We start from the raw sequence: 14391 nt of genomic DNA on the forward strand, positions 1-14391 counted from the left end.
CGCCGCCCCTATCCGATCAGGGTCCTGCCGCCCTCCAGCATCAGCGTCGCACCGGTCAGATAGGCCATGTCGTCGCTGACCAGCGCGGCCACCGCCCGCCCGATGTCCGTCTCCGGGTCGCCCATCCGGCCCAGCGGTATGCCGGCCACCACCTGCTCGGCCTTCTCCGGATGGGCGGCGAAGTACTCCTGAGCCGCCGGGCTCAGTGCGGCCGGGCAGACGATGTTCACCCGGATCCCGTACGGTCCCCACTCCCGCGCGGCGACACGGGACAGCCCACGGATCGCCTCCTTGGCCATCGCGTAGGAGGCGAACCCCGCCTCGCCCAGCACCGCGGCCGACGAACCGAGGTTGACGACGCTGCCACGACTCGCCATCAGATGCGGCAGAGCCGCCCGCATCGCCTGGAAGGCCGCCAACGGGCCGCTACGATAGGCGAGTTGAACGTCGTCGTACGACGTCTGCTCCAGGCAGCGCTGCACGGAGCTCTGCGCGTTGTTGACGAGCACGTCGAGGCCGCCGAACTCCCGGACCGTCTCCGCCACCATGCGCTCGACGTCGGTCCGTTCCCCCACGTCCCCGACGACGGTTTGCACCCGCCCGCCGCGCTCGGCGATCACCCGCGCGGTGTCCTCGAGTGTGCCCTCTGTACGGCCCGTGATCACCACTGCCGCCCCCTCGGCCGCCAGCGCGAGCGCGATGCCCCGGCCCACGCCCTGTCCGCCACCGGTGACCAGGGCGGTCCTCCCCGCCAACCGCCGCATCACGACTCCTTCCAGAAGGGTTCCCAGGAGGGGAAGGCGTCCGGCAGCGCCGGTTCCCCGGCGCCCTCCCAGCCGGCGAATCCGACCTGCTGGGGGCGCTCGGTCACGTCGGCCGCGTACCAGTGCTGCTCGCGGCGCCGGGAGAAGTACCACTCGCCGTCCACGCGCGCGTAGTCGTCGAGGTAGCGGATGGCCATGACGATCCACCGCTCCCCCACCTCGTGCTCGGCCCGGCAGTAGACGGAGCCGGTGGCCGTGTCGCGACCGGTGAACTCGATCCGGTGGCCGCAGATCTGATGGACGGACCGGACGAAGCCCCGGACGAGGGGCTCGATGTACGCCCGCAACGCCTCCCGACCGTGACCGTGGCGCCCCATGTCCACATCGGGCCGGAAGCAGCCGGTCCAGGCGTCGAGGTCGCGGGCGTCCACGGCGAGCGCGTACCGCACGGGCAACTGCTGGATGGCGAGGTGCGACTCGACGCGGTCGAGGCGGTCCTCGATCGGCGTCATGGCCGCGGCTCCTTCGGCAGGCCCAGGATCTGCTCGCCGATGATGTTTCGCTGGATCTCGCTGGACCCGCCGTAGATCGTCTCCGCCAGGGACAGCAGGAAGGAACGCTGCCGGGTGTCCAGGCCGTAGTCCGCGCCGACGATCTGCCCGGCGGGGCCCGCCACCTCCTGTGCCAGGTGCCCGAGTTGCTGGTGGCGGGTCGAGGCGTACAGCTTGGCTGTGGTGGCCTGGGCGCCCGGGGTGCGGCCCGCGGTGAGTTCGGCGAGGGTGCGCAGATTGGTGGTGCGCATGACGCGCACGGAGATCCAGGCGTCGACGATGCGGCGGCGCAGCATCGGGTCGTCGAGCGCGCCGCGTTCCCGGGCCAGCTCGATCAGCGACTCGGCCTCCCGCTCGAAGGTGAGCTGCTGGGGTAGGAGCGTGGTGCCGCGTTCGATGCCGAGCGTGGCCATCGCGGTGCGCCAGCCCTGGCCGACCTCGCCGACGACCATGTCGGCGCCGGTGCGGGCGTCGGAGAGGAACACCTCGGCGAACTCGTCCTGGCCGGCGAGGTTGCGGATGGGGCGGATCTCCACGCCGGGCTGGTCCGTGGGCACGAGCAGCATGCTCAGGCCCTTGTGCCGGACGGAGTCCGGGTCGGTGCGAGTGAGGACGTAGAGCCAGTCGGCGTGCACGCCGAAGGACGTCCACACCTTCTGGCCGCTCACCACCCACGCCTCGCCGTCGCGCTCGGCGCGGGTGCGCACCGAGGCCAGGTCGGAGCCGGCGCCGGGTTCGCTGAAGCCCTGGCCCCACAGTTCCTCGACGGCGAGGATCGGCGGCAGGAACCGCTTCTTCTGCTCGTCGGCGCCCACCTTGAGCAGCATGGGGCCGAGCAGGTCGAGGGCGTTGCCGGTGGCCCGGTAGGGGGCGTTCGCGCGGGCGTACTCGTACTCGAAGACGATCTCCTCGAGGAGTCCGAGCCCTCGGCCGCTGTACTCCCGCGGCCAGCCCACGCCCAGCCACCCCCCGGCGGACAGCTCGCGGTCCCAGGCCAGGCGGACCTCCCAGGCCGCGCCGTCGGTGGGGCCGCCGACCCCCCGGTGCTCGGCGAACTCCCCCACCAGATGGTCCGCCAGCCAGTCCCGCAGTTCCTCACGGAAGTCGCGCACCGCGGGTCCGAAGTCCAGCTCCATGTCTGCCTCTCCCTGCTCTCACAGATCTCATATGCCGAGCCGGGCGGCCAGCAGCTCCCGGTGGTACGACGGTGTGCCGAGCAGCGCCTCGGAGCTCTTGGCGCGCTTGAAGTACAGGTGCGCGGGGTGCTCCCAGGTGAAGCCGATGCCGCCGTGGACCTGGATGCTGTCGCCGGCCACCTTGGTGAACGCCTCCGAGCAGAAGGCCTGCGCCAGGGCCGAGGCGACGGCGGTCTCCTTGTCGTCCGCGGCGTCCAGCGCCCACAGCCCGCCGTATGCGGCCGAGCGGGCGGACTCGATCTCCACCAGCATGTCGGCGCACTTGTGCTTGATCCCCTGGAAGGAGCCGATGGGCCGCCCGTACTGCACCCGGATCCGCGCGTAGTCCACGGCCGCGTCGAGCACGGCGGCCGCTCCCCCGACCTGTTCGGCGGCGAGCAGGACCGAGGCCGTGGCGAGGGTGCGTTCGAGAACCGGCCACGCCGTGCCTTCGGGACCGATCAGGCGGGCCGGGGTGTCGGCGAACTCCAGGCGGGCCTGTTTGCGAGTCTGGTCGAGGGTGGGGAGAAGGGTGCGGGTGAGGCCGGCCGCGTCGGCGCCGACCGCGAAGAGACTGACGCCCCCCGGGGTGCGGGCGGCGACCAGGAGCAGGTCGGCGAGGAGACCGTCGGGGACATAGGTCTTGGCGCCGGTCAGCCGCCAGCCGCCGGGGGTTTCGTGGGCGGTGAGCCGGATGCCGGGCTCGTCCCAGCGGCCGGTGTCCTCGGTGAGCGCCAGGGTGGCGATCGTGGCGCCGGAGGCGATGCCCGGCAGGAGGTCGGCCCGTGCCTGGTCGTCGGCGCAGCGCAGCAGGGCCTCGGCGGCCAGGGCGACGGTGGCGAAGTACGGCTCGCACAGCAGCGCGCGGCCCGCCTCCTCGAAGACGACGCCGAGTTCGACGTAGCCGAAGCCCGAGCCGCCGTACTCCTCCGGTACGGCGAGCCCCTGCAGGCCCAGCTCGCCGGCCATCCTCCGCCAGACGACGGCGTCGTGGCCGCGCGGGTCGGCGGCCAGCCGGCGCACGGCTGCCTCGTCGGAGTACTTGGCCAGGAAGGACCGTACGACCGTGCGCAGTTCGTCCTGTTCCTGGCTGAAAGTGAGATCCATGCCGGGCTTCCCGTCCTCGCTGCGACGCGTCTGCCGATCGCTTGCCGCTCTCCGCTCGATACAGTTAGATAATTATAGTATCCGCACTGATTACGCCAGGAGCGCGACGTGACCGATCCCTATGCCCCCTTCACGAGCCTGACCTTCGAGCGGCCCGCGCCCGGCGTGCTGCGCGTCGTGCTCGACGCCCCGAACCTCAACGCGGTCGACCCGCGGATGCACGGCGAACTGGCCGACATCTGGCCGGTGATCGACCGGGACGAGCTCACCCGGGCGGTGCTGGTCCAGGGGGCGGGCCGGGCGTTCTCCGCGGGTGGCACCTTCGACTCCATCCAGGCCCTGACCGAGGACCACGCGGTGCGGGCACGGGTGATGCGCGAGGCGCGGGACATGGTGTACGGGGTGATCAACTGCTCCAAGCCGGTGGTCTCCGCGATCCACGGGCCGGCCGTCGGGGCCGGGCTGGTCATCGGCATGCTGGCGGACGTCTCGATCGCGGCCCGCACGGCGAAGATCGTCGACGGGCACACCCGCCTCGGGGTGGCGGCCGGGGATCACGCGGCCATCTGCTGGCCCCTGCTGTGCGGCATGGCCAAGGCCAAGTACTACCTGCTGACCTGCGAGGCCCTCACGGGCGAGGAGGCCGAGCGGATCGGGCTGGTGTCGAAGTGCGTGGCCGACGAGGAGGTGCACGACGAGGCGCTGCGCGTGGCGAAGGTCCTGGCCGCCGGTCCCGTGAGCGCGATCAGCTGGACCAAGCGGTCCCTCAACCACTGGTACCGCACCGCCCAACCCGCCTTCGAGGCCTCGCTGGGCCTGGAGTTCTTCGGGTTCGCGGGTCACGAGGTCGTCGAGGGCCTGGCGGCCCATCGCGACAAGCGCGCCCCGGACTTCGCAGCCGTGGCGGACAAGCACCCGCTCGACCTGTGACGACGCCACCGAAAGGAACCGACACATGACCGCGCACGACACGACGACCGACATCCCGCCCTTGGTGAAGGGTCTGACCTACGAGGAGATGCCGGTCGGACAGGTCTTCCGCACCGCCCGCCGGACCGTCACCGAGACCGACCTGGTCAACTTCGTCACCTGGGGCGGCTTCACCGAGCCGCTCTTCTGGGACGCGACCCACGCGGCGGGAGGCGGTTACACGGGCCGGCTGGTCCCGGGCGGTCTGACGTACTGCCTCGCCGAGGGGCTCGTCCTGCAGACGAACGTCCTGCACGGCACGGGCCTCGCCTTCCTGCACATGGAACTGACCGTGCACGGGCCGGTGTACGTCGGCGACACGCTGTACGCCGTCGTGGAGACGACGGGCTCGCGCCCCTCCAGCAAGCCCGGCCGGGGCGTGGTGACCAGCCGGATCACCGTGCGCAACCAGCGGGACGAGGACGTGCTGGTCTACTGCCCGGTACGGCTGATCCGCGGCCGGGACTACGAGGTGCCGGCACCCTGAGCGGGGGTCACCAGGGTCAGGCCGGTCCGCGGGCCGTCGGCGGGCGGGGCGGCGAAGGCTCCCCCGCGCACCCAGTCGGACGGCATCGCGGGCCGGGGCGCGAGCTCGTGGTCGGGGACGGCCATCGCGTACAGGCGGGTGTAGCGGAACTTGGCCTCCAGGTTGTCCAGGACCGACCAGTACTCGTAGCCGCACACGTCCACCCCGGCGTCGACGAGCCCCGCCAGCCAGGAGAGCCGGGCGCGCAGCATGGCCCGGCGCCGGGCGTCGTCGCGGTGTCCCGTGCCGTCGACCAGGTCCAGGTCGCCCATGCCGTTGTCGACGACGGACAGCGGGGGCAGCAGGTCCCCGTACAGGTCGCACAGGCCCGCGACGGCGTCGGCGAGCCCCTCGGGGATGATGGGCCAGCCGTAGGCGGTTGTCTCCACGTCGTCGAAGGGGACGATCGCGAAGCCGAGGCCCACGAGCAGCCGGTTGACCTCGTTGAGGGCGCTGCGGCACTTCGCGCTCGGCAGCACCCGGGGCAGGTTCTCGGGCGCGGTAACACGGAACGGCGTGTGCCAGGACACGGCCAGCAGGTCCTGGGCGGTGGTGATGACGTCCAGATCGCCGGGGCGTACGCAGCCGGTGGCCGCCACGGGCTCGAGGTCGTCCTCGGTCACCATGTGCTCGCCGAGCAGCAGGGGGTCGAGGAAGATGCGGTTGGTCCAGCTCTCCAGGCGCTCCAGGGCGAGCCGGTCGTAGGGGTCGTCGGTGGCCGGGTAGCCGCCCACGAGGGTGACCGTGGTCCCGATCCGGCCGGCCGCACCCGCGGCCCGGAGGGCCTGGGTGGCGAGTCCGTTGGCGAGGAGGATGTGGTGGACCGCGGGGAGCCCGGCGCGGCCCGCGCCGCGGCCCGGTGAGTACATTCCGGCCACGTGGTCGGCGAGGGTGGGCCCGGCCAGGTCGGTGGAGGTGATCCAGCGTTCCACCCGGTCGCCGAAGCGGCGGCCCAGCTCGGCGGCGTACGCGGCGAAGTGCTCGGCGGTGTCGCGGGCGAGCCAGCCTCCGGCGTCGTCCAGCCACGGTGGCAGTGTGCGGTCGACGAGGGTGAGAGCGGGCCGCTTCCCCTGGTCGAGCAGGGCGTCGAGCGCGCGCTCGCAGCGGTCCAGCGCCCGCCGGTCCCAGCTGCCCGGGCCGTCGGGCTGGAGCAGCGGCCAGCCGGCGGCCATGCGGTGGGTGTCCGCGGTGACGCCGAACAGCCGCCGGATGTCGTCGGTCCACTGCCCGAAGTGGCCGCCGCGCTCCTGCGCGGGCGGCGGCGGGGCCGCGACGGTGTCCGCGGTGGCGACCCCCCAGTCGACCCCGCTCAGCGACTCATGCAGGAAACCATCGCTCATGGTTACCGTCCAGGCGGTCAATGGTTTAGCGCATTCAACTGAATGTCCGCCGACCGGACGCTAACACTTCATGCAAGCCACGACAATGTTTCGGCCGCATCTCGCGGATCCGTACAGTCCCGGCCGGTCGCCTACTCCCCGAACGGCCGGAACTCCTCCTCCCGCCACCAGGGGTATACGGCCGGCATGTCCTTGCTCACCAGGCCGGGGAAGGCGGGCGGGCGCTTGGCGAGGAAGGACTCGACGCCCGCGACGGGGTCCGGACCGCCGCCGATCTGGCCCATGATCCGCGAGTCGAGCCGGTGCGCGGTCATCGGGTGGGGCTCGCCGAGCATGCGCCACATCATCTGGCGGGACAGGGCGACGGAGACCGCCGAGGTGTTCTCGGCGATCTCCCGGGCGAGTTCGTACGCCGCCGGGAGCAGTTCCTCGGGCGGGTGGACGGAGCGGACCAGCCCGGCCGCCAGCGCCTCCTCGGGGCCGAAGACGCGGCCGGTGGCCACCCACTCCATGGCCCGCTGCATCCCGACCGCCCGGGGCAGGAACCAGCTCGCGGCGGACTCCGGCACGATGCCGCGGCGGGCGAAGACGAAGCCGAACTTCGCCGTCGTCGATGCCAGCCGGATGTCCATGGGCAGGGTCATGCTGGCCCCGACGCCCGCCGCCGGGCCGTTGATCGCCGCGATGACCGGCTTGGTGCTGGCGAAGATCCGCAGGGCCACCCGGCCGCCGGTGTCCCGGTGCCGGGGGCCCGCCTTGCGGTGGTCGAACGACGAACCGCCGGAACTGACGTCGGCGCCCGCGCAGAAGCCGCGTCCGGCGCCGGTCACCACGATCACCCGCACTCCGTCGTCCGCGTCGGCCGCGTCCAGGACGTCGAGGAGGTCCTGCATCATGCGCGGATTGAAGGCGTTGAGCCTCTCGGGCCGGTCAAGGGTGACCGTGAGGATCCGGTCGGCCACCTCGGCCCGCACGGTCTCGTACTCCTGCTGCGGCATGCGCGTCCTCCGTCACTCCGCGACCCGGTTTCCAGAAAGCTTAATTAGTTATAGCATTCAACTCTAATGATGGATCCCTGGACGAGGGCGGCGGAGATGACGGATCTGGTAATGACGGCCGTCGGGCCGGTCCGGCTGGTCGAGCTGAACCGGCCCGAGCAGCTGAACGCGATGAGCGACGAGCTGCACACCGGCCTCGCGTCGGTGTGGGACGACCTCGCCGCCGATCCGGAGGCACGCGTGATCGTCCTGACCGGGCGCGGCCGGGCGTTCAGCGCCGGCGGCAACCTCGACTCCATGACCCGGGTGCAGCGCGACGGCGCCTTCCGGCAGCGGCAGGTCGACGAGGCGCGCGGGATCATCACCGGACTGGTCCGCTGCCCCCTCCCCGTCGTCGCGGCGGTCAACGGCCCCGCCGTGGGGCTGGGTTGCAGCCTCGCCCTGCTGAGCGACCTCGTACTCATCGCCGACGACGCCTACGTCGCCGACCCGCACGTGCAGGTCGGACTCGTCGCGGGCGACGGGGGCGCATACGTGTTGCCGCTCCTCGTGGGCCTCACCCGGGCGAAGGAGCTGCTCTTCCTGGGCGACCGGGTGAGCGCCGAGGACGCGGTCCGGCTCGGCATCGCCACCCGCGCCGTGCCCGGGGACAAGCTCATGGACGAGGCCATGGACCTGGCCGGACGGCTGGCGGCCCTGCCCGCGCAGGCGCTGCGCGAGACCAAGCGCGCCGTCAACCGGCATCTGGAACAGGCCCTCGACACGGTGATGGAACCGGCCCTGCTCGCCGAGCGGGAGACCATGCACGCACCGGATCACATCGCCGCCGTCGAGCGGATCATCGCCGCACGCGGCCGCCGCTGAACCGGAGAGGAAGACGGGATGGACTTCGCGTTCAGCGAGGAGCAGGAGGAACTCGGCCGCACGGTACGGGCGTTCCTCGCGGACACCTCGCCGGAGACCGAGGTACGGCGTCTGATGGAGACCCCCGAGGGCTTCGACCGGGCGCTGTGGCGCCGGATGGGCACCGAGCTGGGCCTCCAGGGACTCGCCGTGCCCGAGGAGTACGGCGGTGCCGGATGCGGACCGGTCGAAGTGGGCGTGGTGATGGAGGAGACGGGCCGTGCGCTGCAGTGCGCACCCTTCCTGTCCTCGGCCGTCCTCGCGACGACCACGCTGCTGCGCTGCGCCGACGAGGAGGCGCGTAAGCGTCTGCTGCCGGGGCTCGCCGCCGGAGAGCTCGTCGCGACACTGGCCCTGACCGAGGACTCGGCACGCTGGGACGCGGCGGGGGTCGGGCTCACCGCCCGTGAGTCCGGCGGGAGTTGGCTGCTGAGCGGGCACAAGACGTTCGTGCTCGACGGTGCGGCCGCCGATGTCGTGCTCACCGTGGCGCGCGCCGCCGACGGGATCGGAGTGTTCCTGGTGGACGGTGACGCGCCCGGTCTGACGCGCGCGCCGCTGCCCACCCTGGACCCGACCCGCCGGCAGTCCCGGCTGGAGTACCGCGAGGTACCGGCGACCCGGCTGCGGACGCACGGCGACGGCTGGGACCTGGTCGCCCAGGTCCTCGACCGGGCCGCCGTCGCACTGGCCGCCGAGCAGGTCGGGGTGGCGTCCCGCGCGCTCGACATGGCGGTGGAGTACGCCAAGGTCCGCCATCAGTTCGGGCGCGCGATCGGCTCCTTCCAGGCCGTCAAACATCTGCTGGCCGACGTCCTACTGGAGGTCGAGTCGGCGCGGGCCGCCGCGCACTACGCCCTGCTCGCCGCCGAGAGCGAGGCCCCGGACCTGCCCGCCGTGGCGAGCCTGGCCAAGGCGTTCTGCTCCGACGCGTGTGTGCAGGCCACGGCAGAGAACATCCAGGTCCACGGCGGTATCGGCTTCACCTGGGAACACCCGGCCCACCTCTATCTGAAGCGGGCCAAGACGTCACAGCTGCTGTTCGGCGATCCCGCGTACCATCGCGAACTGCTCGCACAGCGCATCGGCATGGAAGCGGGCGAAGGAGCGGCATGAAGGTCGACGGCAAGCTCAACGTGTGGAGCACCACGGAGGTCGTGGAGGAGGCCCGCCATCACGAGAAGGCGGGCTACGACGGGCTGTGGGCCTCCGAGTCGAAACACGACCCGTTCCTGCCGCTGCTGCTGGCCGCCGAGCACACCGACCGGCTGGAGGTCGGCACCGCCATCGCGGTGGCCTTCGCCCGCTCCCCCATGCAACTGGCTTACACCGCACATGACTTGCAGACGTACTCGGGAGGGCGGTTCTCGCTCGGCCTGGGCAGCCAGATCAAACCCCACATCGAGCGGCGCTTCGCCATGCCGTGGAGCCGGCCCGCCGCCCGTATGCGGGAGTACGTCAGCGCGCTGCGCGCCATCTGGGCCGCCTGGAACGAGGGCGAACGGCTCAACTTCCGCGGCGACTTCTACTCGCACACGCTGATGTCCCCGTTCTTCTCCCCGCCGCCCGCCACCGGCGGCGCGCCCAAGGTATTCGTGGCCGCCGTCGGGGAGGCGATGACCCGGGTGGCGGGCGAGGTGGCCGACGGCCTGCTTGCACACGGCTTCACCACCGAGCGGTATCTGCGCGAGGTCACCCTGCCGACCGTCGAGGCCGGACTGGCGTCCTCGGGCCGGACACGCGCCGACTTCTCCGTCTCCCATCTGCTGCTGACCGCGACCGGCGGGACGGAGGAGGAGATGGCCCGCGCGCTCGACGGCACCCGCGCCCAGGTCGCCTTCTACGGCAGCACGCCCGCCTACCGCGGCGTCCTGGAGCTGCACGGCTGGGGCGAACTCGGCGACGAGCTGCACGCGTTGTCGACGTCCCGGCGCGAGGACAAGTGGGAGGCGATGACCCGGCTCGTCGACGACGAGGTCCTCAACACCTTCGCGGTGGTGGCGGAGCCGGAGCGGGTGGCGGGCGAGATCCGGCGCCGGTACGGGGCGCTGGTCGACCGGGTGTCCTTCTACACCGCCTACGAGACCCGTGCCGAGGTGTGGGAGCCGATCGTGGCGGAACTGCGCGAGAGCTGACCGGTCAGCCGAGCAGGTCCAGGACGGTGGTCATGGACCTGCTCTGCAGCAGATAGTCCTCCGCCTCCTGCAGATGGAGGTGCCACAGCTCCTCGGCGGCCTCGGCGCGGCGCGCGGCCACCAGGTCCACGAGCGCGCCGTGGGCACGGAATCCCCTGCGGTTGGCCCGGACGTTCTCCGGGCTGCCGGCGTCGAGGTCGACATGGGACCAGTTCGCCTGGTCGATGATGTGGCGGACCATGCCGTTGAGGACGCCGAGCGTCTCGTTTCCCGCGAGTTCCACGACCAGGGCGTGGAACTCCATGTGGGCGCGGATGAAGGCCGACGGGTCGTCCATGAGCCGCTCGGCCTCGGCGACGGCGGCCCGCAGTCTGCGCAGGTCCTCGTCGGTGCGCCGCTCGGCCAGCAGACCGGCGCACGGCGCCTCGATCACCGTACGGGCGTCGTACACGTCCTTCAGGGTCGTGCCCCGGTACTCCAGCACCAGACCGGCGTAGCGGGCGGCCACCGTGCCCTCCGGGACCTGGACCCGTGCCCCGCCCCGGGCGCCTCGGCGCACGTCGATCAGCGACTCCGACTCCAGCACTCGGAACGCCTCACGCAAGGTGGGCCGGGAGACGGCGAACTCCTCCATCAGAGCCGTCTCGGACGGCAGGGCGTCCCCCTCCGCGAGCTCACCGCGCACGATCATGCGGCGCAGCCGTGCCGCGACCAGTTCCGCCATCTTGGGGACCCGTACCGGCGTGTTCGCCACCGCGCCCACCTCCACCCTCAGTGAGTTGTCTCCGGTACGAAGTACGGCAACGTGATCTCGTCGGTGAGAGCGCGGAAGTCCACGCGGACGCGCAGCCCGATGACGACATCGTCGGGATCGCCCGCGTCCACGTGCGCCAGCAGTGCGGCCCCGTCGTCGAGGTCGATCACGGCCAGCGCGAACGGGGTGTCGAAGCCGGGGCCGGGGGCCCGGTGTACGACGGTCACCGAGTAGACGGTTCCGCGGCCCGCGCTGGGCGCGTACCGCCAGTCGCGTGCCATGCAGCCGGGGCAGGCGGGTTCGGGGGCGAAGAAGCGCAGGCCGCAGGCCGGGCAGTGCGGGACGACCAGCTCGCCGCGCCGGGCCGCGTCCCAGAACGGCCGGGACAGCTGCGTCGGGACGGGTACGGGCCGGCTCATCGCATCCTCCCCAGCACGCTCATCTCGTAATGCTGCGCTCCCGAACCGGCGTTGCCGACGACCGCCAGCTCCGCGGCCTGGATCTGGTGCACGGCCGTGCCGCGCAACTGCCGTACCGCTTCGACGACTTTCAGGGTCATCTGCTGGGTGCCGTTCCAGGCGTACGCCAGACAGCCGCCGTCCGGGTTGACCGGGTGCTTGCCGCCGACGGCGATGGCGCCGCTCGCGGCCAGCGGACCGCCCTCGCCCTCGCCGCACAGACCGAGGATCTCCAACTGGCGGATGATCTCGAAGGAGTTGGGGTCGTAGAGGGAGAACACGTCCACGTCGTGCGGGCCGATGCCGGCCATCGCGTAGGCGCGCTCGGCGGCCTGCCGGCCGAGTCCGCCGACCTCCCGGTACAGCGCCGGGTTGGCGTACGCGGCCTGGTGGTACTGCATGCCGCCGCCGAGGACGGCGACCGGCGGGTGCGGCAGGTCACGGGCCCGCTCGGCGGTGGTCACGACGAGCGCCGCGCCGCCCTCGCCGACGATGCAGCAATCCAGCAGATGGAAGGGTGTGGCCACCATGCGGGAGGCGAGCACGTCGTCTGCGGTGTACGGGCCGCGCCCGTACATCATCGCCTCCGGGTTGGTGGTGCCGTTGTTGCGGATGGCGGCGGCGGCCTCTGCGAGCTGGCGGGAGGTCGTGCCGTACTCGTGCATGTGCCGGGCGGCCACCAGGGCGAACTGGGCGACGACATAGCTGCCCCACACGTCGGCGAACTCCAGCGCCACCCCGGCTCCGACGGGGCCGCTCCCCCGCGAGACCAGCTTGCAGCCGCCGACCACGACGGTGTCGGCGAACCCCGCCCGCACGGCCGCCGCCGCCTTCAGCAGGCCGCGCGAGCCGGCGTTGTCGAGCATCGAGTCGCTGGTCCAGCTCAGGTCCCGGCCGAGCAGGCGCGCCCAGGAGCTGCCCTCGCCGGGCACTCCGCCGGGGCCGGGCCAGTCGACCTGGGCGCCGTCGACGTCCGACGGCGCCAGCCCGGCATCCGCGACCGCGCCGCTCACCGCTTCGAGCGCGAGGTCCATGGCATCCCGGTCCGGGAGGGACAGCGCCTGTTCGGTGGCGTACACACCGACGACGACCGGCAGACGGCGGTCCGTGGGGTTCATCGTCCCGCGCCTAGCGTGTCGGCGCCCGGGTAACCGCCGCCGCCGAAGCGCTCGTCGAGCGCCTCGTAGTCCTTCGCGAAGTCCTTCGTGCGGGGCAGCGCGTCGACGAACTCCACCGTCTTGGGCTTCTTGTACGAGGCGATCCGCGCCCGGCAGTGCTCGACGATGTCCTCCGCGGTGACCGGCCCGGCGTCGGCGTGCAGCACGACGACGGCCTTGACGTCCTGCGCCCAGCGCTCGTTGGGCACACCGATCACGGCGGCCTCCTTCACCGCCGGATGGGACTCGATGCAGTTCTCCACCTCGGCGGGGAAAATGTTCTCGGCGGCCGACTTGAGCATGCGGGTGGTCGTGCCGAGGAAGCTGATAGTGCCGTCGGCCTCGCGGCGGCCGAGGTCGGTGGTGTGCCACCAGCCGAAGCGGAAGCGCTCCTCGTTGATCTCGGACCGGTTCCAGTAGCCGAGGTGCACGAGGTCCCCGCGGACACAGATCTCACCGGCCACCCCGGTCGCGCACTCCTCCCCGGCGCTGTCGAGGATGCGTACGGCAGTGCCGGGGCCGGGGCGTCCCGCGTTGCCGGTGCCCGTGCCGCCGTAGGCGCCCGTGACGGCGAAGCCGGTCACCTCGGTCTGTCCGTAACCACGGCCCTCGCCGCCGCCGTTGCGCGTGAAGCGGCTGGTGTCGGTGGGCACGGTGCCCTGCCACAGGGGGGCGGCGACGCTCGCCCGCAGATGAGAGAGGTCGTGTCCGGCCTCGCGGTTCAGCGCGACGAGTTGCGCGATGGTCGGTGGCATCAGATAGGCGTGGGTGCACTTCTCGTCCGCCAGCAGCGGCAGCAGTTCCTCGGCGACGACCCGGCGCACGATGACGTTCTTGCCGCCGTGGACGAAGGCCGGGACACCCCAGAACTGGTAGTTGCCGATGTGGAACATGGGCCCGGCGCCGAGGAAGGCGGTCTCCGTGCCGATGTCCCCCATCCAGGCGGCGCTCGCACCCATGGTGAGGAGGTTGCGGTGCGAGAGCATCGAGCCGGACTGGCGTCCGGAGATCGCCGCGGTGTAGATGACGAGCAGCGCCGCGTCGGGGTCGACGTCGACGGCCGGGTCCTCGGGTGAACCTGCGGCCAGGAAGGACTCGTACGAGTCGGGGCCCTCGCTGTCGTGCCGCAGCCACAACGCCCGGTGGTCGGTGCCGAGTTCGGCCCGGGCCTTGCCGACGGTGCCGCCGATCTCCTCGTCCTGCCAGACCACGATCCGGGGGGCGAAGTCCTCGACGGCGAAGGCCATCTCGGGGGCCGCCCAGCGCCAGTAGCCGGGGCAGACCATGGCGCCGGTCTTCGCCGCTGCGCCCAGCAGTTCCCAGATGCGGAAGGAGTTCTGGCCCAGCCACAGGATGCGGTCGCCGGGGCCGACGCCCGCCTCCGTGAGTGCGTTGGCCAGGCGGTTGGTGCGCTCGTCGAGCTGCGGCCAGGTCAGCCGGGTGTCGCCGTCGACGAGGGCGACGCCGTCGGGGTAGGACCTGCGGTGCTCGCGGATGAGGTCGCCGAACGTCAGGCGGCGGGCGGGATTCACGGTGGTTCGCTCCTGTGGGATC

Annotated in this window: 15 protein-coding genes; 5 read left to right on the top strand and 10 right to left on the bottom strand. The window is 72.0% G+C overall.

All coding sequences use genetic code 11. The features are described from left to right. Positions 1 to 8: 8 nt before the first annotated feature. The 4 genes from ABZ464_RS24580 to ABZ464_RS24595 are packed head-to-tail and all read right to left on the bottom strand — an operon-like array spanning position 9 to position 3597. On the bottom strand, positions 9 to 764 hold the full coding sequence (locus tag ABZ464_RS24580; RefSeq protein WP_359279818.1) for an SDR family oxidoreductase: 756 nt from the start codon (positions 762 to 764) through the stop codon (positions 9 to 11). After that, positions 764 to 1276 (bottom strand): nuclear transport factor 2 family protein, encoded by a 513-nt coding sequence (locus ABZ464_RS24585; RefSeq protein ID WP_359279820.1) that lies wholly within the window; start codon positions 1274 to 1276, stop codon positions 764 to 766. The genes ABZ464_RS24580 and ABZ464_RS24585 overlap by 1 nt, the downstream gene beginning before the upstream one ends. Next, on the bottom strand, positions 1273 to 2451 hold the full coding sequence (locus ABZ464_RS24590; RefSeq protein ID WP_359279822.1) for an acyl-CoA dehydrogenase family protein: 1179 nt from the start codon (positions 2449 to 2451) through the stop codon (positions 1273 to 1275). Before ABZ464_RS24590 ends, ABZ464_RS24585 begins: the two co-directional genes overlap by 4 nt. Positions 2452 to 2478: 27 nt before the next feature. After that, entirely contained in the window at positions 2479 to 3597 is a 1119-nt protein-coding gene (locus ABZ464_RS24595) for an acyl-CoA dehydrogenase family protein (protein ID WP_359279824.1), read from the bottom strand. Positions 3598 to 3705: 108 nt separating this feature from the next. Here ABZ464_RS24595 and ABZ464_RS24600 point away from each other — a divergent pair, with 108 nt between their 5' ends. Continuing rightward, positions 3706 to 4527 (top strand): enoyl-CoA hydratase/isomerase family protein, encoded by an 822-nt coding sequence (locus tag ABZ464_RS24600; protein WP_359279825.1) that lies wholly within the window; start codon positions 3706 to 3708, stop codon positions 4525 to 4527. Positions 4528 to 4552: 25 nt separating this feature from the next. Continuing rightward, complete coding sequence (locus ABZ464_RS24605) at positions 4553 to 5053, top strand: MaoC/PaaZ C-terminal domain-containing protein (protein ID WP_359279827.1); 501 nt, start codon at positions 4553 to 4555, stop codon at positions 5051 to 5053. Here ABZ464_RS24605 and ABZ464_RS24610 read toward each other — a convergent pair. Continuing rightward, positions 5032 to 6432: a family 1 glycosylhydrolase gene (locus ABZ464_RS24610; RefSeq protein WP_359279828.1), complete on the bottom strand. Its 1401-nt coding sequence runs from the start codon at positions 6430 to 6432 to the stop codon at positions 5032 to 5034. The genes ABZ464_RS24605 and ABZ464_RS24610 overlap by 22 nt on opposite strands. 131 nt (positions 6433 to 6563) lie before the next feature. Then, positions 6564 to 7430, bottom strand: a complete 867-nt coding sequence (locus tag ABZ464_RS24615) for a crotonase/enoyl-CoA hydratase family protein (protein ID WP_359279830.1) — start codon at positions 7428 to 7430, stop codon at positions 6564 to 6566. A 96-nt stretch (positions 7431 to 7526) separates the two neighbouring features. Between ABZ464_RS24615 and ABZ464_RS24620 the strand changes: the two genes are divergently transcribed. The 3 genes from ABZ464_RS24620 to ABZ464_RS24630 are packed head-to-tail and all read left to right on the top strand — an operon-like array spanning position 7527 to position 10468. Next, positions 7527 to 8294, top strand: a complete 768-nt coding sequence (locus ABZ464_RS24620) for an enoyl-CoA hydratase/isomerase family protein (protein ID WP_359279831.1) — start codon at positions 7527 to 7529, stop codon at positions 8292 to 8294. A gap of 18 nt (positions 8295 to 8312) precedes the next feature. Further along, a complete protein-coding gene (locus ABZ464_RS24625; RefSeq protein ID WP_359279833.1) occupies positions 8313 to 9449 on the top strand; it encodes an acyl-CoA dehydrogenase family protein in 1137 nt (378 codons plus the stop codon). Next, entirely contained in the window at positions 9446 to 10468 is a 1023-nt protein-coding gene (locus ABZ464_RS24630) for an LLM class F420-dependent oxidoreductase (protein ID WP_359279835.1), read from the top strand. The genes ABZ464_RS24625 and ABZ464_RS24630 overlap by 4 nt, the downstream gene beginning before the upstream one ends. Positions 10469 to 10472: 4 nt before the next feature. Here the strand turns inward: ABZ464_RS24630 and ABZ464_RS24635 are convergent, their stop codons facing one another. Genes ABZ464_RS24635 through ABZ464_RS24650 form a run of 4 tightly spaced genes read right to left on the bottom strand, consistent with a single transcriptional unit; the run spans position 10473 to position 14369 of the window. Then, a complete protein-coding gene (locus ABZ464_RS24635; RefSeq protein WP_359279837.1) occupies positions 10473 to 11222 on the bottom strand; it encodes an FCD domain-containing protein in 750 nt (249 codons plus the stop codon). 17 nt (positions 11223 to 11239) lie between these two features. Further along, positions 11240 to 11641, bottom strand: coding sequence for an OB-fold domain-containing protein (locus ABZ464_RS24640; protein ID WP_359279839.1), 402 nt, complete (start codon positions 11639 to 11641; stop codon positions 11240 to 11242). Next, complete coding sequence (locus tag ABZ464_RS24645) at positions 11638 to 12798, bottom strand: thiolase family protein (RefSeq protein WP_359279841.1); 1161 nt, start codon at positions 12796 to 12798, stop codon at positions 11638 to 11640. The genes ABZ464_RS24640 and ABZ464_RS24645 overlap by 4 nt, the downstream gene beginning before the upstream one ends. Then, positions 12795 to 14369, bottom strand: coding sequence for an AMP-binding protein (locus tag ABZ464_RS24650; RefSeq protein ID WP_359279843.1), 1575 nt, complete (start codon positions 14367 to 14369; stop codon positions 12795 to 12797). Before ABZ464_RS24650 ends, ABZ464_RS24645 begins: the two co-directional genes overlap by 4 nt. Positions 14370 to 14391: the final 22 nt, after the last annotated feature.

The organism is Streptomyces sp. NPDC005820 (assembly GCF_040630255.1).
Classification (GTDB): domain Bacteria; phylum Actinomycetota; class Actinomycetes; order Streptomycetales; family Streptomycetaceae; genus Streptomyces.

Coding starts and splice junctions, on each gene's coding strand:
- ABZ464_RS24625 (WP_359279833.1), top strand. CDS start 8,313: ATGGACTTCGCGTTCAGCGAGGAGCAGGAGGAACTCGGCCGCACGGTA.
- ABZ464_RS24580 (WP_359279818.1), bottom strand. CDS start 764: ATGCGGCGGTTGGCGGGGAGGACCGCCCTGGTCACCGGTGGCGGACAG.
- ABZ464_RS24640 (WP_359279839.1), bottom strand. CDS start 11,641: ATGAGCCGGCCCGTACCCGTCCCGACGCAGCTGTCCCGGCCGTTCTGG.
- ABZ464_RS24585 (WP_359279820.1), bottom strand. CDS start 1,276: ATGACGCCGATCGAGGACCGCCTCGACCGCGTCGAGTCGCACCTCGCC.
- ABZ464_RS24610 (WP_359279828.1), bottom strand. CDS start 6,432: ATGAGCGATGGTTTCCTGCATGAGTCGCTGAGCGGGGTCGACTGGGGG.
- ABZ464_RS24645 (WP_359279841.1), bottom strand. CDS start 12,798: ATGAACCCCACGGACCGCCGTCTGCCGGTCGTCGTCGGTGTGTACGCC.
- ABZ464_RS24615 (WP_359279830.1), bottom strand. CDS start 7,430: ATGCCGCAGCAGGAGTACGAGACCGTGCGGGCCGAGGTGGCCGACCGG.
- ABZ464_RS24595 (WP_359279824.1), bottom strand. CDS start 3,597: ATGGATCTCACTTTCAGCCAGGAACAGGACGAACTGCGCACGGTCGTA.
- ABZ464_RS24590 (WP_359279822.1), bottom strand. CDS start 2,451: ATGGAGCTGGACTTCGGACCCGCGGTGCGCGACTTCCGTGAGGAACTG.
- ABZ464_RS24605 (WP_359279827.1), top strand. CDS start 4,553: ATGACCGCGCACGACACGACGACCGACATCCCGCCCTTGGTGAAGGGT.
- ABZ464_RS24630 (WP_359279835.1), top strand. CDS start 9,446: ATGAAGGTCGACGGCAAGCTCAACGTGTGGAGCACCACGGAGGTCGTG.
- ABZ464_RS24620 (WP_359279831.1), top strand. CDS start 7,527: ATGACGGATCTGGTAATGACGGCCGTCGGGCCGGTCCGGCTGGTCGAG.